The following is a 17,201-nucleotide window of genomic DNA, read 5'->3' on the forward strand; positions in this document are numbered from 1 at the left end:
ACCCTTTTTCGGGGGTGGCCGGGGCTGCTTTTTCTTTCACTTTTCCCTTCACTCGGTCTCTCCGGTATCTCTATACAAGCAAAAGCGGTTCTTGCCACCGCGTTTGGCCCGGTACATCGCCTGGTCGGCCCGGCCGTAAAGCGCCTGGTAATCGTCCCGGTCGGCAGTTCGGGCAACGCCCACACTGGCAGTCACCGCGTGGCCGGGCAGGTCCGGCAGGTGGATGGTGCTGATAGAACTGATGATGCGGGCGGCGCGGCGCTGCACGATCTCGTCGCTGTGCGCCCCCACCATAAACACCGCAAATTCGTCGCCGCCCACGCGGCCCACCATGTCCTCCTGCCGAAAGCAGTGGCGCAGGCCGGTGCCCACCGCGCGCAGCAGCGCATCGCCGGCCGCATGGCCGCAGCAGTCGTTGACCCGCTTAAAATCATCCAGGTCGATCATGAACAAAAATCCCTTGGTGCCGCCCTGCAGCAGCTCCTCCACCTGTTCCTCCAGCGCCGCTTTATTAAAGGTGCTGGTAGCCCGATCCAGCGCCGAGCGCCGCCGCAGCGCCTCCTCCTTGCGCTTTTGTTCACTGATGTCCATCAGCTTGCCGATGCTGCGCTCCGGCCGGCCGGTGCGCGCGTCATAGAGCGTCTGGTACTGGCAGCGCATCCAGTGGTAGCGCCCATCCCGGCCCCACATGCGCAGCTGGCAGCTGTCGTTTTGGCCCGGTGCCAAACTGGCCGCCTTTTTGAGCAGCGAGTCAAACAGCACCGCATCCTGCGGGTGCAGTACCGATAGTCCCCCCTGCCCCCGGCCGGTATAGCGCATGTTCAGCTGCGCCACGGCGAACTGGTTTTGTATATTGGGGGTAAACTGCAGCGTCTTGTCGCGGTGATCGTACTCCAGCAGCACCGTGTCCGAAAAGCGGGCCAGCAGCGCGTACCGTTCCTCCTCCATCCGCAGCCGGCGGCGCTGGCCCCAAAACAGCCAAACGCCCACGCCGCCCAGCAGTGCCAGCAGCGCGATAAGCGCCACCGCCAAGATCACCGTGTAGCGCAAGATCGCCGTGGGGTGCCCGGTCATGCGGGTGGTGCGCATACAGCAAAACAGCCGCCAGCCGTTATAGCCCAGGTCCTCCACCGCCACATACGAACCCTGCCCACCCGGCTGGGCAATGCGCACCACTGTGCTCTCGCCGCTTTCCAGGGCAGCCTGCAGCTGCGCGACCTGCTCGTCGGGCACCTGTTGTCGCCGCAGCTCGGCAACCAGGTCCAGCTCTCTGGGGGCGCCGTCTCCCGCCAGCACCACCAGCGTGCCACTGCCGTACACCAGGTAGCTCTCTCCGGCGCCGTAGATGGTCTTTTCCCCCGTCGGCCCGGTGAGCATCTCACCGCAGATAGAACAGTAGAGCACCCCTGTCAGCTGCCCCTGCCGCAGTACCGGCGCCGCCACATAAAAGGTATAGCCGCCCGCCTCGCCCCGGCCCGCATACAGCGGGGTCACCACCGTCTGGCCCCGGCGCAGCTCCTCCAGGCCCTCCTGCTCCTGCGGGGTGTAGTCCGCTGCGCCGGCAACCAGCTCCTCTGCAGTCAAATAGGTCACGGCACCGCTGCCCTGCTCTCCGCACACCGCGCCGATATAGCGGTCGATCCACGCTCTGTCCGCGCTGTCGGCCGTCTGGATAGCCGCGGCCATGCTCTGCAGCGTGTCGGTGGCATCGTCGATATCCGCCTGCACCACCTGCCGGCGAGCCATCGCGCTGCCGCGCATGTCCTGCACCGCCATATCTACAAACAGCTTTTGCACCCGCGCGCGGTAACCGGCAAACAGCCCGCTCATCAGCACCGCCGCCAACAGTAAAAAAGCCAAAAACAGACCGATGGTCCAGCCCACATGCCGCTTTTTTCTCCGGTCCACCCGCTCTCCCCCGCCTCTCCTCAACCCTGTCCCGCAAAGCTTTAAAATTGGAGTATTTTACTAAAAAATAAGTATACTAGTTTTTGTCACAAAACGCAATATGTGTACATATACCAATAGTTCGTTTTAACTACAGAACAGCAAAGGGGTGGAACCGGCCCGTGAGATGTGGTATGATAGTTGCACGACAAAATTCGACCCGCGGGCGGCGCGTCGCCTGCGGCACAGCACGTAGGGGGTCAACGTATGCAACTGCTAAAAGAGCGCATTTTAAAAGACGGCAAGGTCAAACCCGGCCATATCCTCAAGGTCGACAGCTTCTTGAACCACCAGATGGACGTGGCGCTGTTTAACGAGCTGGGGCGCGAATTTGCCCGCCGCTTCGCCGGCGAAAAGATTACCAAGATCATCACCGTCGAGGCCTCCGGTATCGGCATCGCCGCCATCGTGGCCCAGCACTTCGGCAACGTGCCGGTAGTCTTCGCCAAAAAAACGCTCTCCAAAAATCTCGACGGCGAGCTGCTCACCGCACAGGTCCGCTCTTACACCCGCGGTGGCGTGTACACCATCCAGATGGAGCGCAAATTCCTCTCGCCCGACGACAACATCCTCATCATCGACGACTTTCTGGCCAAAGGGCAGGCGCTGCTGGGCCTGCTCGAGATCGTGGCGCAGGCCGGGGCCAAAGTGGCCGGCTGTGGCATCGTCATCGAGAAGGGCTTCCAGGACGGCGGCCAGCTCATCCGCGAAAAAGGCGTCCGGCTGGAGTCGCTGGCCATCATCGAGTCCATGACCGATGATACCATCACCTTCGCCCCCTAGTGCCGTACAGTTTATGGGCAGGTATATTGGCCGCGGCGCTGGTGGGCTCTGCGGCCTTTTACTTTTACTGCCAAAACCACTGCCTGCAGGTCAGCCGGCCGGTACTCGATCTGGGGCTCGACGCCCCGCTGCGGGTACTGCATCTCTCCGATCTGCACAGCGCCAGCTTTGGCCGCGGCGGGCGGGCGCTGTACCAGATGGCTGTCCAGCTGGAGCCCCAGCTCATCTGTATCACCGGTGACTGGATCGACGCCAAAGACAGCGCCTGGCGCCGCACCGCCGACGCGCTCATCCAGCTCACCGCCGTCGCACCGGTGGTCTTCGTGCCCGGCAACCACGAGCACCGCAGCGGTCGCTGGCCGCAGATACGCCCCTATCTGGAGCGGGGCGGGGTACAGGTGCTGTGCGACGACCTGCTCACCCTGCACACCGCCGTCGGCCCGGTGAGCCTGCTGGGTCTCGACGAGCGGCGCGGCGTCACTTACGGCCAGTACCTCTCCCGGCGCGGCGGCCCGGCGCCAGACCCCTACTCCCAGCTCTTTGCCGCGCTGGCGCAGCGCCCCGGCCCCCGTCTCCTGCTCACCCACTACCCCGAGCAGTTTTGCCAAAAAGGCGGTGGCGGCCACAGCCGCCACTCGTTCTCGCTGCAGCTGTCCGGTCACGCCCACGGCGGGCAGATCCGCTTTCCTTTCCCCCAAGGGCTCATCGCCCCGGGCCAGGGGCTCTTTCCCCGCTACACCGCCGGGCTGTTCACCTGCCGCGGCCAGCGTCTGCCAAGCGGCAGCCGCCCGCACGGGCCGGCGCTGCTGGTCAGCCGTGGGCTGGGCAACAGCTTTTTTCCCCTGCGGGTACAAAATCGCCCCGAGGTGATCCTGCTCACCCTGCGCTAAAGCCAGTCGGCCTGCAGATATAAAGCACCGCTCCACATCCCTTTTCGGGCCTGTGTGGGGCGGTGTTTTACAAAAATTCACAAATTATTCGCGGCGCGTTCTCGCCGGTATAGTACACTGTGTCTTGTTTTGATCCTGCCCCCCACACCCCGGTGGTCCGTATCCCGGCTCTGTCGCCGGCGGCGGGCAGTCCCCACTAAAAAACACAGCTGCCCGCACACCTGTACGCGGGCTCACAGCAGAAAGGAACGCCACCTCATCATGGCACGAAAAGTCCTCTACTACGGCGGTGATATCATCACTGCCGACCGCGACGTATACGCCGCCGCCCTGCTTACCGACGGTGGGCGGGTGCTGGCCGTCGGCGAGCCGGATGCGCTCATCCAGCGCGCCGGCGACGATGTCGAGCCCTGCGACCTGCAGGGCGCCACCCTGCTCCCGGGTTTTGTCGACGGGCAGGCCAGCCTGCTGCACCTGGCCGGGCACCAGGCCCAGCCGGGCTATTTGCAGTCGGTGGCTCAGCTGCAGCGGGCCCAGCGGGCACTGCTGTTGCGGGGGGTCACCACAGTGGGCAGCTGCTGCCGCACCCCGGCCGACTTTACCCTGCTGCGCACCGCCGCCGGGCAGGGTCTGGTGTGCACCGACGTACAGGCCAGTATACATATTGATATCGCCGAGCAGGTGCTGCCGCAAAATGCCGAGTACCTAGGCAGCGGGCAGCGCTGTGGGCTGGGGCGGCTGCGCATCGCCAGCTTGTATATCGTGCTCGACCGGCCCGACCGCTACCGCGATCAGGAGCTGCGGCGCATCGTCCAGTACAGCTTGGCCAGGCACATGCAGCTGGTGGCCCACTGCCAAAGCCCGCAGCTGGCCCGCCAGTTTGCCGACAACTTCGCCGCCGCCCTGCAAAAGAGCACCGAGTGCTGCACCTACCGCCCGGTCATCACCTGCCCCCAGCCGCTCGACGTGAGAGCGCTCTCCAGCAGCGCGCTGCAGTTCGCAGGCGCCCCCTCCCCCCTGCCCGAGGCGCTGCCCCGACCGCTCTCGGCCATGCGGCGGCTCATACTGGGCGAGGTGCTGCCGCTGCAGGCGCTCAAGATCGCCGCCTACCGCCCGGCCTACCTGTATTTCGAGGAGGATCAAAAAGGCATCCTCCAGCCCGGTGCCCGGGCCGATCTGGTGCTGCTCAGCGACAACCCTCTCAAGGTGCGCCCCAACGAGCTGGGCGATATCCGGGTGCAGTCGGTCATCAAAAACGGCGAGCAGCTGCACCTGTTTGCCCAGTCAACTGCCGGCGCCGTTCACCAAACCTCGCCCCACAGGTAAAAGGAGCACTGCTATGCACCGTCTCACGCCAAGGCTCTCCATCTTTCCCCTCTCCCCTGCCCAAATGCAGCTGTGGGTACACGATCTGCCCGCGCTGGAGGCCGCGCTCGGCTGCACCTACCGGGGCGAGCCGCTGTCCGGCCCCTTTTTGCAGATCGTGTGCGCCCAGGCGTCAGCGGCCGCGGACGCCGGTACAAACTATATGTGGCACAGCTTTTGGCTGCTCATGCGCCGCAGCGACCGCAGCATCGTCGGCTCCACCGTGTGGAAAGGAGCACCCGATGCCAGCGGCCGGGTCGAGATCGGCTACGGCCTGGGACAGGCGTTTTACCACCAGGGCTACATGACCGAGGCGGTGTCCGAACTCTGCCGCTGGGCACTCGATCAGCCCGCTGTCACCTCTGTGCTGGCCGAGACCGACCCGCTCCCCCAGGGCGCCGCCTCGCAGCGGGTGCTCAAGCGCTGCGGATTTCTGCCCTACCCGCAAAAAAGCGGCTGTTGGTGGTGTTTAAAATAGCCGCCGCACCCGCGCGCTCCTGTAAACAAAAAGCGCCGAAGAGCCATTCTTCGGCGCCTTTTATTTCTAGCTGTCTTTACAGGGCGGCAAAGTTCTGCTGCAGTACCTGACGCATCGTCTCCTCCTGCCCCTCGGCAAAGGTGGCGATGATGGTCACCATGTAATCTCCCTGCTGGCGCACCATATACCACTGGTGTACCCCTTCCGCCGTAACCGGCAGCACCTGAAAAGTCTCCTGGGCCACCTCCAGCGAAAAAACATCAGCACTGGTATCGTACTGGGGCGCCGCTACCGCCTCCAGCTGTTTTTTCAGTATCTGCAGGTAGTTTTTCTCGGTCAGCGCCGCCACCGGCATCTTCTCGGCCGCCAGCTGTACCGCCGGCAGTCCCTCGGCCGCAGTGGCCACCATATCAAATATGGTCTGCTGCTTCGACTGCTCATACCCCTGCTGCTGTCCGTCCGACAAATTGTCGGCGCCGCTGTCCATCATGGCGTCAATCTGCTCGTCAGTGTAGGCCGACCAGCCCGCCGGCAGCGTAAACACCACTCCCAGCGACTGGTTTTCAAACCGCTCGCCCGCCCAACTGCCCCGGGCAAATACAAACGTCTCCTCCTCTTTGCTGCTGGCCGCCGAAGATGACGGCGCACTGCTCTGGGCCCCGCTCTTAGCCCCGTCTTTTTTGCCCGGCAGCGAACAGCCGGCCAGCAGTACACCGCCAGCCAGCAGCACCGCTAAAAGTCTGCGCACACTCTTCACCTGTATACTCCTCCTCTTTTTTCTGCCGGGCGCCTCAAACAGCACCGTGCGGCAGCTCATTTCTGTGTCTACCATATCAAAAAAGCCCCTATTTTACAAGGGGCGGCACGTATTGACAAAGTTCCGTTCACTGCACTATGATACAGGCAGTGACCGTGTAGCCGCTCTGCCATTCGGCAGAGCGTTTTTTCTAGCGGCTCCGCCGATGCGAGCGCGGGGTCTACACTACAAAAAAGGAGTACTTTTTATGGCTGTATATCGGGGCAATTTTCTCTACACGCCGGCACTGGGCCAGCTAAAGGTGGTCGAGCGCGGCTGGCTCATCACCGAAAACGGGCTGGTGCGCTCACTCACCCAGCGCCAACCGGCCGCAGCCGGTCCGCTCACCGCCGATTTTGGCGACGCGCTGGTCCTCCCCGCCTTTACCGACCTGCACCTGCACGCGCCCCAGCTGCCCAACATGGGCCTGGGCTACAGCGAGGGGCTGGGCGGCTGGCTGGAGCGGTACACCTACCCCGTCGAGCACCGGTACGCCGACCCCGGCTACGCCCACCAGCTCAATGCGGCGCTCATCAGCCAGCTGCGGCGCTACGGCTCGCTGCACGCCGTCATCATGGGCTCCACCTCCGCCGCGGCCGCCGCCGATCTGCTAGAGCAGTACCGCCGCAGCGGCATGTGGGCCTATGTGGGCAAAATGAATTCCGACTATCCCGGCTACGGCGTCCAAAACGAACAAACCGCCCCCTCCATCGCCGAGACCGTGCAGCTGGCCCACCGCTACGGTGGACCCGGCCGGGTCCGCTATGCCATCTCGCCGGAGTTCGTGCCCTGCTGCTCCGACGAACTGATGGCCGCTCTGGGCCAGCTGGCCCGCGAGACCGGGCTGCCGGTCCATTCCCACATGTCCGAAGGGGAGAGCGACCTGCAACTGGTGCGGCGTCGCTTTCCCCGCGAGGGGTGCTACGCCGGGGTGTACGCCCGCTTTGGCCTCATGGGCAGCGGCCCCTCGGTCATGGCCCACTGTCTCACCAGCCCCGAGGAGGAGATCGCCCTGCTCAAACAGCACGGCAGCTTTGTCGCCCACTGCCCGGTCTGCAGTCTCGACTTGGCCGGCAGCGGCTTGCCCCCCATCCGCCGCTATCTAAACGAGGGGATTCCCGTGGGGCTGGGCAGCGATATCGCCGGCGGCCACACCCTCAACATGATGCAGGTCATAGTGGCCGCCGTGCAGATCTCCAAGCTGGTGGTACAGCAAAAGCCCCAGCTCTCCCCCCTCAGCGAAGTCGAGGCGCTCTACCTGGCCACCAAAGGCGGCGGCGCCTTTTTCGGCCGCGTCGGCAGTTTCGAGCCCGGCTACAGCTTCGACGCACTGGTCATCGACGACCGCGATCTGGGCCAGCTGTCGCCGCTGCACCTCTCCCCCGCCCAGCGGCTAGAGCGCTTTCTCTACTGCGGCGACGACCGCCACATCTCCCGCCGCTACTGCGCCGGCCGGGAACTCACCGCCCTATAGCCGCCTATCTCTTGGCCCGGCAGCACCGCCAAAAAGTGCCTGCCGGACAGTTTGCCGGCTGCTGGCGGCTGCTGGGCGGCACTGTCCCCTCCTGCACATTTCCCCGTTTCTGCGATCTCTGCAACACTAGAATACAGTTGCACAGACCTGCCAAAAATGGTAAAATAAATTGTTTGTTTTACACCATCGACCAGGAGGCTCACTGTATATGCCAGACTATAGCCAGCAAATCAGGCGCCGGCGCACCTTCGCCATCATCTCGCACCCCGACGCCGGCAAGACCACGCTCACCGAAAAGCTGCTGCTCTATGGCGGCGCCATCACCCAAGCGGGGACAGTCAAGGGCAAAAAGTCCTCCCGCCATGCAGTGAGCGACTGGATGGAGATCGAAAAGCAGCGCGGTATCTCGGTCACCAGCTCGGTGCTGCAGTTCGAGTACGGCGACTGCTGCATCAACATCCTCGACACCCCCGGCCATCAGGACTTCTCCGAGGACACCTATCGCACGCTCATGGCCGCCGACTCGGCAGTCATGGTCATCGACGCCGCCAAAGGCGTCGAGCCCCAGACCCGCAAGCTGTTTAAAGTCTGCCTGCTGCGCGATATCCCCATCTTCACCTTCATCAACAAAATGGATCGCGAGGCGCGCGACCCGTTCGAGCTCTGCGAGGAGATCGAGGAGGAGCTGGGCATCGGCACCTGCCCCATCAACTGGCCCATCGGCTCGGGCAAATCCTTTAAAGGCGTGTACGACCGCAAAAAGCGCGATATCTTGGCCTTCAGCGCCACCGGCGGCGCCAAGCGGGTCCAGGCCACCGAGGCCGGTCTCGACGATCCCCACCTGGTCGATATGCTGGGGCAGGAGCTGTATCAAACACTGTGCGACGACGTAGAGCTGCTCGACGGCGCCGGCGACGATTTCGATATGGAGCTGGTGCGCCACGGCAAGCTCTCGCCGGTCTTTTTTGGCTCGGCGCTGACCAACTTCGGGGTTGAGCCATTCCTGGAGCAGTTTTTGCAGATGACCACCCCGCCGCTGCCCCGCACCACCGTCGAGGGGGATATCGACCCGTTCGATCCCGAGTTCTCGGCTTTCGTGTTCAAAATACAGGCCAACATGAACCGTGCCCACCGCGACCGTCTGGCCTTCATGCGCATCTGCTCGGGCAAGTTCTCTAAGGGGATGGAAGTGCTGCACGTACAGCAGGGCAAAAAGATCAAGCTGGCCCAGCCCCAGCAGATGATGGCCCAGGAGCGCGCCATCGTCGACGAGGCCTACGCCGGCGACATCATCGGCGTGTTCGATCCCGGCATCTTTTCCATCGGCGACACGGTCTGTGCCCCCTCAAAAAAGGTGCGCTTTTCCAGCATCCCCACCTTTGCGCCCGAACACTTTGCCCGGGTGCGCCAAGTTGATACCCTCAAGCGCAAGCAGTTTGTCAAAGGTATGGACCAGATCGCCCAGGAGGGTGCCATCCAGATCTTCCACGAGCCCTATTCCGGCATGGAAGAGGTCATCGTGGGGGTGGTGGGCACCCTGCAGTTCGACGTGCTGGAATACCGCCTCAAAAACGAGTACGGGGTGGATATCCGCATGGAGCGCCTGCCCTACCAGTCGCTGCGCTGGATCGAGAGCGAGATCGAGCGCCCCGACGACCTGCACCTGAGCACCGACACCAAGCTGGTGCAGGATTACCGCGACCGCTATCTGCTGCTGTTCACCAGCGAGTGGAACGTGCGCTGGTCGCTGGAGCACAACAAAGGTCTCGAGCTGGCCGAGTTCGGCATGAACGAGTCGTGACCCGCTCTCCGGCGTTTTTTGTGATACAGATATAAAAAGAGCTGTGCCGTCCCTCACCAGGGGCCGCACAGCTCTTTTTTCACCCATATCGGGTAATTCTAGCGCCACACCACTTCCGCCGGTTTTTTGGGGGCCGGGCGTCGGTAGTGCACCGCCGGGTGCCCCAGCACCAGGCAGGTGGCCAGCTGCAGGTCATCCGTCACGCCGAAAAATGCCCGCAACGCGTCATCCTCGGCGATCGCACACTGGGCAAATCCACAGTACAGCGCCCCCAGACCCATGGCGTGGGCCATCAGCTCTATGTTGGCCGCCGCCAAGCACCCGTCGACTACCTGGGGCGCCAACACGGCGATCATCTGGCTGCCGCCGTAAAACAGCGTGTCCTTTTGCCGATCCTGCAAAAAGTCCTCGTACCGCCGCTGCATCCCCTCTATGCCCCGCCGGGCCGCATACCGCGCCAGGCTGGCAAATATCCGCTCTTCTATCTGGGGCAGCTGCTCATCCAGCACCACATAGCGCACCTGTTGCCGGTTCGAGCCGGTAGGGGCTGCGCACCCCGCCTGCAGCAGCTTGTCTATCTGCCGGCGGCTCACCTTTTCCCCGGTAAAGCGGCGGATGCTGCGGCGAAACTGCATCATCCGCAAGAGCTGGTCGGGGTCCACGTCATATCGCTGGGAGGTATATGGCTCCGGGTCCCACTGGGGATACTGGGGCAGCTTTACCGCCCCCACAGGGCAGATAGCCGCACAGTGCCCGCAGCTGATACACCCCCGCGCGCTGGGTGCCGCCCGGCCCCCCACCACGTCTATCGCCTGTGTCACGCACAGCTGTACACACTGCATGCAGCCGGTACAGCGCTCGGTATCGATCTCGATCACCGCGCTCATCCCCCTTTTTCTCTTCTGCTAGTAGTATACCGCACCGGCGCCCTGTTTGGCCAGTCAAAAGTAATACATGCCCCGCACTTTTTCTGCCGCCGGCGCCGGCTCATTCAGACAGAGCACCGCGCTGTTTCCGGCCCGGGCTCCGCAGTACAGCCGGCACCGTGCAGGCAGTCGCAACGATCCTCGGTCCGCCTGTCGACCTCGATCCAGCGCCTCCTACTGCCGCCTTTTTGCGCACCTGTTCCCCCGCCGCGCCCCCAGCTGCGGCAATCTCCGGGCACGACGCACTGTGTATAGGCGCACCCCAAAAGCGCCCGTTTACAGTGTTGGGGGCATCCCTCCCCTGCAAGCGAGCGCCTTTGTCTGTGGGGCCACGAGTCAAAACAGCCCGGCTCTCCTGCGACCGCCGCGGCGCGTTTTTATTTTTTACCGCCCGCGACTGCCTATAAAAAACCGCAGCTTCCCGGGCCCCACCAGGTCCGCTATTTATAAAGTCTCCTTATCCCGGCCCCACCGCTTAAATGCGGATCGTCTCACCGGCATAGATCAGGTTCGGGTCCTGGATACCGTTTAGCTCCGCCAAATACGACACCGTGGTGCCAAAACGCCTGGCCAGGTCCCACAGTGTGTCGCCCCACACGATGGTATAGTAGCCGTTCCCGATACTGCCGGTACCGCCACCGGGGATAATCAACACCTGTCCGGGAAAGATCAGGCTGGGGTCTTCTATGCCATTGGTCGCCGCCAGCGCCGATACGGTGGTGCCGTAATACCGGGCGATGTCCCACAGCGTGTCGCCCGCCTGCACCGTGTAAGTGCCGCTGCCGCCACTGCCGGTACCACCGCCCTCACAGAGGATGCGCAGCACCTGCCCGGGGTAGATCAAGCTGGGGTCCTGCAGGCCGTTTATCTCGGCGATACAGGCTACTGTGGTGCCAAAGTACCTGGCTATGCCCCACACCGTATCACCCGGCTGCACCGTGTAGTCGCAGGTGTCGTGCACCTCCTCGGGCAGCCCGGGGTCAGGTATGATGCTCGAGCCCGAGAGCAGTATCCCGTCGGTAAAGCGGTCGCGGTCCACGTTGCCGCTAATGCCGGGCACGGAGCCGGTGCTGGTGTACTGCCAGCCCACCCAGCTCTGCCAGGCGCCGCTGTCGCCGGGCGCGTCCACACCGTAGTGGGCCACCCACAGCGGGTAGCTGGCTGCCAGTTGGGGCGACCACACCGTGCGGGCAGTATAGGCGTTGGAGTAGAGCACCACCTCTTTGCCCGACAGTTCGGCCACCGTCTGGATAAAAGCCTGCCCGATCGCGTTGATCTGCGCTACCGACAGGTCGCCAAAGCTCTCAAAGTCCATAGCCAATCGGCAGTCCGGCTGGGTACCCGAGATGGTCGAGACAAAAAACTGGGCCTGCTGGCGCGCCTCGGCCTCCGAGCGGGCCGTCACATAGTGGTAAAAGCCCACCTGCAGTCCGGCTGCCTTGGCCCGCTGATAATTTTGGGCAAAGGTGGCGTCCACAAAGCCGCTGCCCACACTGGAGCGGATATACACTACCTGGATGCCGGCGGCGCGCACCGCGGCAAAATCGATATCGCCCTGATAACTGCTGACGTCGATACCGGGGTATTGATTGGGGCTGGAGGGGCTTATCGCCGCCGCACCAGGTACCGCAAATATCATGGTCAGCAGCGCCGCCAGCACGCCCGCCGCCCATTTTTTAACTATTTTTTTCATAGATAGGGCCTCCCATAAAAGTGAGAAGTCGCCTCTCACCGGCCCGCGCCACACAGCACGGCCCGGCCAGGGGCTGCCCCATACTATGCACCGCCCCCTCCGCCGGTGTGGCGCCCATCTATTTTCCACCCGTGTCAGCGGATATATAGCCCCCTAAAAGCTCTGGCAAGTCCCCCAAGCCCCCCGCCCCCGGCGCCGATACTGCCCCATCTGCCCGCCAAAATACCGCCGTCGTGCCGGCCAGTCACTCTGCCCACCAGCCCCACCATCTGCCAAATGCCTCCCTGCCCCGGTCGGTGGCCCCCGACCGGTCATACCCCGCCGTCACTGTGCCCCCACACACAGGGCACATGCCCCCCGGCCGCCCCAAACGCCCGCGCCCAATACCGCCTTGCGCGCCGCTGCCATGTGGAAAAGCAGGCCGGATTTTCGATCCCATCAGAGTCCCACCAGAGCCCCACCGGACCTCCACCAAATCCCACCGGTACGCACCACTCCTCCTTCGCCCGGTAATGCGCCGCCGTTCACAGCCACAGCATCGCCGCACCGTGCCGGCAGCGCGGCAAAAACGTTCTTGCCCGCGCTCCTCTCCCCACCGCATGCCCGTCTGTCGCCGCGGCCCTCCCGGCCCGACCTGTATATCCACCACAAAAAAAGCGCCCCGCAACCTCTGCGGGGCGCCTGTATACAGCGCTCTATTTTCAATGATACATGCCGTCACACCGGCTCACAGCGCCGCCAGCAAATGCTCCTTGGCCTGGTCACAGTCGGCAAAGCTGCGCTCCTCACCCAGCAGATAAGCTGCCAGGTCTGCCCACTGGCGCAGCGGGTACTGGGCCGGCTCACACTGCTCCACTGCCTGCCGCACCGCCGTGCGGTGGGCTTTTAAGCGCAGGTCAGAAAGGTACAGGCAACCGGCCTGCCGGGCTATATCCTCAAGCAACTGCCTCTCCAAGTGCCTTTCCCCCATCTCACAGCGCCACACACCGCTGCTGCCGGTACTCTGTCCGCAGTATAGGTGCCGCGCGATCTGTCAAAACTACCTCTTATCCAATCAAATTATACCCTATAAGTTCCGATAATTCAACCCTGTGCGTTCATTTATGATTTTGGTGTGAAAAGGTAGACTAGACTTATCATGTTGAATGGAGACCTGCCATTATGGAATTGGATCTGGTCCAGATGGGTGCCCGTCTGCGCAACAGCCGCATCGCACACGGGTACACCCGGGAGCAGCTGGCTGAAAAGCTGGGGGTCACCCCCAAATTTTGTGCGGATATCGAGCTGGGGAAAAAAGGGATGAGCCTGCGCACGCTCTGCCGCCTCACCGAGGTGCTGCACCTCTCGGCCGATTACCTGCTGTTCGGCCACGGCTCCAGCGGCGATCTGCAGCAGATACAGCAGATCCTGCAGCACTGTCCCCCGCAAAAGCGCCCCCTGGCCCGGCAACTGCTCGAGGTGTTTTTGCAGGCGCTGGAATAGCCTCTCCCCGGCACTTTAGCCCCTTACCGTCCTGTTCACCGCCACATCGCGCCACACAGCAAAAAAGAGAGCGCCCCCGCCGCTTTACCCGGCAGGGGCGCTCTCTTTTCTCTCTACGCGGTCACGCCGCACTCACGAACCCATCTCGCCGTCCATGTAGTCGTCTTCGTCGTTGTCGCCATCGTCGAGTATCTCGCCCACCCGCATGCGGCGCTCGGCCTTCATCTTTTCCACCTGACGGTGGATGAGCTCTTTGACCCGCCGCGGGTCCTTGATGTTTTTGAGCACCAAAATGGGCATAGTCTTATCCGACGACTTCAGGGTAATAGTCCCCACCCCAAAAATGCGCTGTCCCAAGCTGATGCGCAGGCTGATATCCCGCACCCGGTACAGCAGCACCTCCTCCAAGTCGGTGCTGAGCAGTCCCTGCTCCAAAAAAATGCGGTCATCCGACATCAGGTACTTGGTAAAGGTGATGGGCATCCCTAAAATGCGCCGGCGGTCACGCCACAAATACTCAATATCCAGCTCGTCTTTGGCCATGGTGATTCCTCCTCTTGTCGCCGCCAATCCGCGGCTCTCTGCACTGCGTCGAGCACGGGCAGCGCGGTCGCGCTACCAGCGGTTTTTATTCTGGTACTGCCGAAATGTCTTGCGGCTGTCGCGGTAGGCCAGATGATTTTTTATGCGCTGCATCGCGTCCGGCCCAAAAAACAGCAAAATATTGAGCACGCTGATAACGATGGCCGCCTTGGTGGCCCAGCTGCCCATGACCAGCGCATACAAAAAGTACAGCGCGTCCAAAAAAGCCAGGTACTTCACCTTCACCGGCAAAAAGAAAAACAGCAGCAGCTCAAAGTCGGGGTAGAGCATGGCAAAGGCGAAAAACAGCGACAGGTTCAGGTACTGGTTGACACCGGTGCCGGTGATACAGCCGGCCAGTATCGTGCCCAGCATCCCGCACAGGTAAAAGATATTAAAGCGAAAACTGCCCCACTGGGCCTCCAGCGCGTCGCCGATCATGCAGTAAAAATACAGGCTGATGACCACAAACAGCGGCGACGAGGAGGGCGGCAAGATGGCAAAGGTGAACAGCCGCCAAAATTGCCCCTGCGCCACCAGGTGCATATCCAGATACAGGTACGAGCTAAAAGCCAGCTCCGGCATAAACAGGTCGATCAGATAGACCACCAGCATCAGCCCCGAGATATAGAGCATCAGCCGCTGGATTCCGCTGCGCCCAAATCGGCGCTCCAATTTGTTGAGCCATTTCAATGTACGATCACATCCTTTAGGCAGTATTATAACAGAGCGCGGGCGCTGTGGCAAATGTCCGCCGCCCCGCCTACAGGTCAGCCGGTCCCGCCGCCCGGCAGGCAGCGCCGTGTATTTTCTCCAAGGGTTGGCCCCCCGCGGTCATATCGCGGTAAAAAGCAGTACATTTTTGTAGGTCTGCCCTGTTCGAGCCGGCTCCAGCAGCCCGCGATTTTGTGCGTTTTTTTAATCGTTGCCCCTAGCCGCCGGCGGTATTTTTTGCTATAATAAGTCCTATTGCGATCTGGCGCAGCACATAAAAAACGGAGGTGCATCTATGACCAAAGACATGACCCGGGGCAACCCCATCAAACTCATTTTACTGTTTTCCATCCCACTGCTCATCGGCAACATCTTCCAGCAGTTTTACAACATGGCCGACACCGTCATCGTGGGCCGCACCATCGGCGTCACGGCGCTGGCGGCGGTCGGCGCCACCGGTTCTATCTCCTTTTTGGTGCTCGGCTTCGTGCAGGGGCTCACCAGCGGTTTTTCGGTCATCACCGCCCAGCGCTTCGGCGCCGGTGACGAGGCCGGGGTGCGCCGCTCCTTTGCCACCTCGGTCCTGCTGAGCATCGCCTCCACCGCGGTGGTCACCACCATCAGCGTGCTGGGCGCCCGCCCGCTGCTCGAGCTGATGCAGACCCCGTCCGACATCATCGATCAGTCCTACGCCTACATCGTGTGCATCTTTTTCGGCATCGGGGCCACCGTCTTTTTTAACCTGCTCTCGGGTATCATCCGCGCGCTGGGCGACTCCAAGACCCCCCTCATCTTTCTCATCATCGCCTGTATCGTCAACATCGTGCTCGACTTCGTGCTCATCGTCAACGTACATATGGGGGTAGCCGGGGCGGCAGTGGCTACCGTGGCCGCGCAGCTGCTCTCCGGCGTCTGCTGTCTGGTGTATATGTTCCGCCGTTTTTCCATCCTGAAACTCAAAAAATCAGACTGGAAATTCGATCCCGCCTTTGCCTGGGAGCACCTGCGGGTGGCGCTGCCCATGGCCTTCCAGTTCTCCATCACCGCCATCGGCGTGGTGGTGGTGCAGAGCGTGCTCAACGGCTTTGGCTCCACCTCGGTGGCCGCCTTCACCGCCGCCTCTAAGATCGACCAGGTAGCCACCCAGCCGCTGCTCTCTTTCGGGGTGGCCATGGCTACCTTTACCGCCCAAAACTACGGTGCCGGCCATTTTCACCGCATCCGCGAAGGGGTCAAAAAATGTGTGGTGGTCACCATCGCCGCCAGCATCCTGGGCGCCGCCGTGGTCATCATCTTCGGCGGGGCGCTCACCCGGCTGTTCGTCGGCAACGCCGCGGCCGAGGTCATCTCCCTCTCCCGCACCTACCTCACGGCGGTCTCGCTGTTTTACTGGGTACTCGGCCTGCTGTTTATCTTCCGCAACACCATGCAGGGGATGGGGCGGGCGCTGGTGCCCATGTCCGCCGGCGTCACCGAACTGGTGCTGCGGGTGGTGGCCAGCTTCACTCTGGCCAAGGCGCTGGGCTATCTGGGTGTCTGCCTGGCCTCTCCCCTGGCCTGGATCGGCGCCGCCGTGCTGCTGTGCATTTTCTATGTGCGCACCATGCGCACCATCCCCAACGAAGATGAACCCGCTCCCCCCACCACAGTCTAGATCGTCTACCCTCCACCGGGCGGCCCGTAGCCGTCCGGTGTTTTCTTTTTCCGTCATCCCCGCCCACCTGCAAAGTCGCTTTCTCGCCAGCCCCCAAATAGCTCTTTCCCCCAACACCGGCTCTGCTACCGGTCACTCTCCCGGCAACATCCCCTGCCTGCCCCCACACCCTACACACACATCACATTCCCCAAAATATCCAGCCTCCATCACGCCCCGGCCAACCGGCAAACTGCCCCACGTTACCCTCCCACACAGCCCTCTCCCTCCCTTCAGCTCAGCAGGGCCGCAGACTCTGTCCGCACCGCACCCGATAAAAGTCGCCCATCCCCACTACATCCCCCGCGCTCCCCATCAGGCTACCTCGGTGCCGCCCCACAGCCCCCATCCTATAGCCGGTCTCCCACCCGCCAATTCCCCATAAGCCGTATCTCTCCCACCGTATCCACTGCCCCGCAGCCAGATCAAACCGCCCCGCCAGGTTCTCCCTATAACGCCGCCCCATCCAAATGGCCGCTTTTTTCCGACCTGCCGCTCTCGCAGGCCCCCGCACCGGCAGTTATCTGCTACTTGACCGGCCAGTCCCCACGGCAAGCCGCCTGAAAGCCGCTGCCGT

General features: G+C 62.6%; 15 protein-coding genes. 8 read left to right on the plus strand and 7 right to left on the minus strand.

Features of this window, described 5'->3' with window-relative positions; all coding sequences use genetic code 11:
- Positions 1 to 48: 48 nt before the first annotated feature.
- Positions 49 to 1,908: a diguanylate cyclase domain-containing protein gene (locus H8K20_RS14195; protein WP_186487792.1), complete on the minus strand. Its 1,860-nt coding sequence runs from the start codon at positions 1,906 to 1,908 to the stop codon at positions 49 to 51.
- Positions 1,909 to 2,154: 246 nt separating this feature from the next.
- Here H8K20_RS14195 and H8K20_RS06170 point away from each other — a divergent pair, with 246 nt between their 5' ends.
- The 4 genes from H8K20_RS06170 to H8K20_RS06185 all read left to right on the plus strand — a co-directional run bounded on the left by H8K20_RS06170 (position 2,155) and on the right by H8K20_RS06185 (position 5,463).
- Positions 2,155 to 2,730, plus strand: a complete 576-nt coding sequence (locus H8K20_RS06170) for a xanthine phosphoribosyltransferase (protein WP_105204278.1) — start codon at positions 2,155 to 2,157, stop codon at positions 2,728 to 2,730.
- 26 nt (positions 2,731 to 2,756) lie between these two features.
- On the plus strand, positions 2,757 to 3,620 hold the full coding sequence (locus H8K20_RS06175) for a metallophosphoesterase (protein ID WP_186487793.1): 864 nt from the start codon (positions 2,757 to 2,759) through the stop codon (positions 3,618 to 3,620).
- A 261-nt stretch (positions 3,621 to 3,881) separates the two neighbouring features.
- The gene (locus tag H8K20_RS06180; protein WP_154865333.1) at positions 3,882 to 4,946 is read left to right on the plus strand and encodes an amidohydrolase family protein; all 1,065 of its coding nucleotides are present in this window, start codon (positions 3,882 to 3,884) and stop codon (positions 4,944 to 4,946) included.
- Between the two features lie 13 nt (positions 4,947 to 4,959).
- Positions 4,960 to 5,463 (plus strand): GNAT family N-acetyltransferase, encoded by a 504-nt coding sequence (locus H8K20_RS06185; protein WP_186487794.1) that lies wholly within the window; start codon positions 4,960 to 4,962, stop codon positions 5,461 to 5,463.
- Positions 5,464 to 5,539: 76 nt separating this feature from the next.
- Here H8K20_RS06185 and H8K20_RS06190 read toward each other — a convergent pair whose 3' ends face one another.
- On the minus strand, positions 5,540 to 6,220 hold the full coding sequence (locus H8K20_RS06190; RefSeq protein WP_154865331.1) for a hypothetical protein: 681 nt from the start codon (positions 6,218 to 6,220) through the stop codon (positions 5,540 to 5,542).
- 247 nt (positions 6,221 to 6,467) lie between these two features.
- Between H8K20_RS06190 and H8K20_RS06195 the strand changes: the two genes are divergently transcribed.
- Both H8K20_RS06195 and H8K20_RS06200 read left to right on the plus strand, forming a co-directional pair.
- The gene (locus H8K20_RS06195) at positions 6,468 to 7,733 is read left to right on the plus strand and encodes an amidohydrolase family protein (protein WP_186487795.1); all 1,266 of its coding nucleotides are present in this window, start codon (positions 6,468 to 6,470) and stop codon (positions 7,731 to 7,733) included.
- 208 nt (positions 7,734 to 7,941) lie between these two features.
- Positions 7,942 to 9,534, plus strand: a complete 1,593-nt coding sequence (locus H8K20_RS06200; RefSeq protein ID WP_105204272.1) for a peptide chain release factor 3 — start codon at positions 7,942 to 7,944, stop codon at positions 9,532 to 9,534.
- Between the two features lie 98 nt (positions 9,535 to 9,632).
- On the opposite strand, the gene H8K20_RS06205 is transcribed toward H8K20_RS06200, so the two are convergent.
- The 3 genes from H8K20_RS06205 to H8K20_RS06215 all read right to left on the minus strand — a co-directional run bounded on the left by H8K20_RS06205 (position 9,633) and on the right by H8K20_RS06215 (position 13,108).
- Complete coding sequence (locus tag H8K20_RS06205; RefSeq protein ID WP_186487796.1) at positions 9,633 to 10,421, minus strand: nitroreductase family protein; 789 nt, start codon at positions 10,419 to 10,421, stop codon at positions 9,633 to 9,635.
- Between the two features lie 514 nt (positions 10,422 to 10,935).
- Complete coding sequence (locus tag H8K20_RS06210) at positions 10,936 to 12,153, minus strand: LysM peptidoglycan-binding domain-containing protein (protein ID WP_186487797.1); 1,218 nt, start codon at positions 12,151 to 12,153, stop codon at positions 10,936 to 10,938.
- 727 nt (positions 12,154 to 12,880) lie between these two features.
- On the minus strand, positions 12,881 to 13,108 hold the full coding sequence (locus H8K20_RS06215) for a hypothetical protein (protein ID WP_186487798.1): 228 nt from the start codon (positions 13,106 to 13,108) through the stop codon (positions 12,881 to 12,883).
- Between the two features lie 206 nt (positions 13,109 to 13,314).
- Here H8K20_RS06215 and H8K20_RS06220 point away from each other — a divergent pair, with 206 nt between their 5' ends.
- Positions 13,315 to 13,635 carry a helix-turn-helix domain-containing protein gene (locus H8K20_RS06220; RefSeq protein WP_105204267.1) on the plus strand — a complete coding sequence of 107 codons (321 nt, stop codon included), beginning with the start codon at positions 13,315 to 13,317 and terminating at the stop codon, positions 13,633 to 13,635.
- Between the two features lie 132 nt (positions 13,636 to 13,767).
- Here the strand turns inward: H8K20_RS06220 and H8K20_RS06225 are convergent, their stop codons facing one another.
- Together H8K20_RS06225 and H8K20_RS06230 are read right to left on the minus strand one after the other, a co-directional pair.
- On the minus strand, positions 13,768 to 14,178 hold the full coding sequence (locus H8K20_RS06225; RefSeq protein ID WP_186487799.1) for a PH domain-containing protein: 411 nt from the start codon (positions 14,176 to 14,178) through the stop codon (positions 13,768 to 13,770).
- 72 nt (positions 14,179 to 14,250) lie between these two features.
- Positions 14,251 to 14,910: a hypothetical protein gene (locus H8K20_RS06230; protein ID WP_105204265.1), complete on the minus strand. Its 660-nt coding sequence runs from the start codon at positions 14,908 to 14,910 to the stop codon at positions 14,251 to 14,253.
- A 316-nt stretch (positions 14,911 to 15,226) separates the two neighbouring features.
- Here H8K20_RS06230 and H8K20_RS06235 point away from each other — a divergent pair, with 316 nt between their 5' ends.
- On the plus strand, positions 15,227 to 16,585 hold the full coding sequence (locus H8K20_RS06235; RefSeq protein WP_186487800.1) for an MATE family efflux transporter: 1,359 nt from the start codon (positions 15,227 to 15,229) through the stop codon (positions 16,583 to 16,585).
- Positions 16,586 to 17,201 lie beyond the last annotated feature (616 nt).

This window comes from Neobittarella massiliensis (ex Bilen et al. 2018) (genome assembly GCF_014269355.1).
In the GTDB taxonomy this organism is placed as follows: Bacteria; Bacillota; Clostridia; order Oscillospirales; family Ruminococcaceae; genus Neobittarella; species Neobittarella massiliensis.

Coding starts and splice junctions, on each gene's coding strand:
- H8K20_RS06170 (WP_105204278.1), top strand. CDS start 2,155: ATGCAACTGCTAAAAGAGCGCATTTTAAAAGACGGCAAGGTCAAACCC.
- H8K20_RS06180 (WP_154865333.1), top strand. CDS start 3,882: ATGGCACGAAAAGTCCTCTACTACGGCGGTGATATCATCACTGCCGAC.
- H8K20_RS06185 (WP_186487794.1), top strand. CDS start 4,960: ATGCACCGTCTCACGCCAAGGCTCTCCATCTTTCCCCTCTCCCCTGCC.
- H8K20_RS06195 (WP_186487795.1), top strand. CDS start 6,468: ATGGCTGTATATCGGGGCAATTTTCTCTACACGCCGGCACTGGGCCAG.
- H8K20_RS06200 (WP_105204272.1), top strand. CDS start 7,942: ATGCCAGACTATAGCCAGCAAATCAGGCGCCGGCGCACCTTCGCCATC.
- H8K20_RS06205 (WP_186487796.1), bottom strand. CDS start 10,421: ATGAGCGCGGTGATCGAGATCGATACCGAGCGCTGTACCGGCTGCATG.
- H8K20_RS06210 (WP_186487797.1), bottom strand. CDS start 12,153: ATGAAAAAAATAGTTAAAAAATGGGCGGCGGGCGTGCTGGCGGCGCTG.
- H8K20_RS06220 (WP_105204267.1), top strand. CDS start 13,315: ATGGAATTGGATCTGGTCCAGATGGGTGCCCGTCTGCGCAACAGCCGC.
- H8K20_RS06225 (WP_186487799.1), bottom strand. CDS start 14,178: ATGGCCAAAGACGAGCTGGATATTGAGTATTTGTGGCGTGACCGCCGG.
- H8K20_RS06235 (WP_186487800.1), top strand. CDS start 15,227: ATGACCAAAGACATGACCCGGGGCAACCCCATCAAACTCATTTTACTG.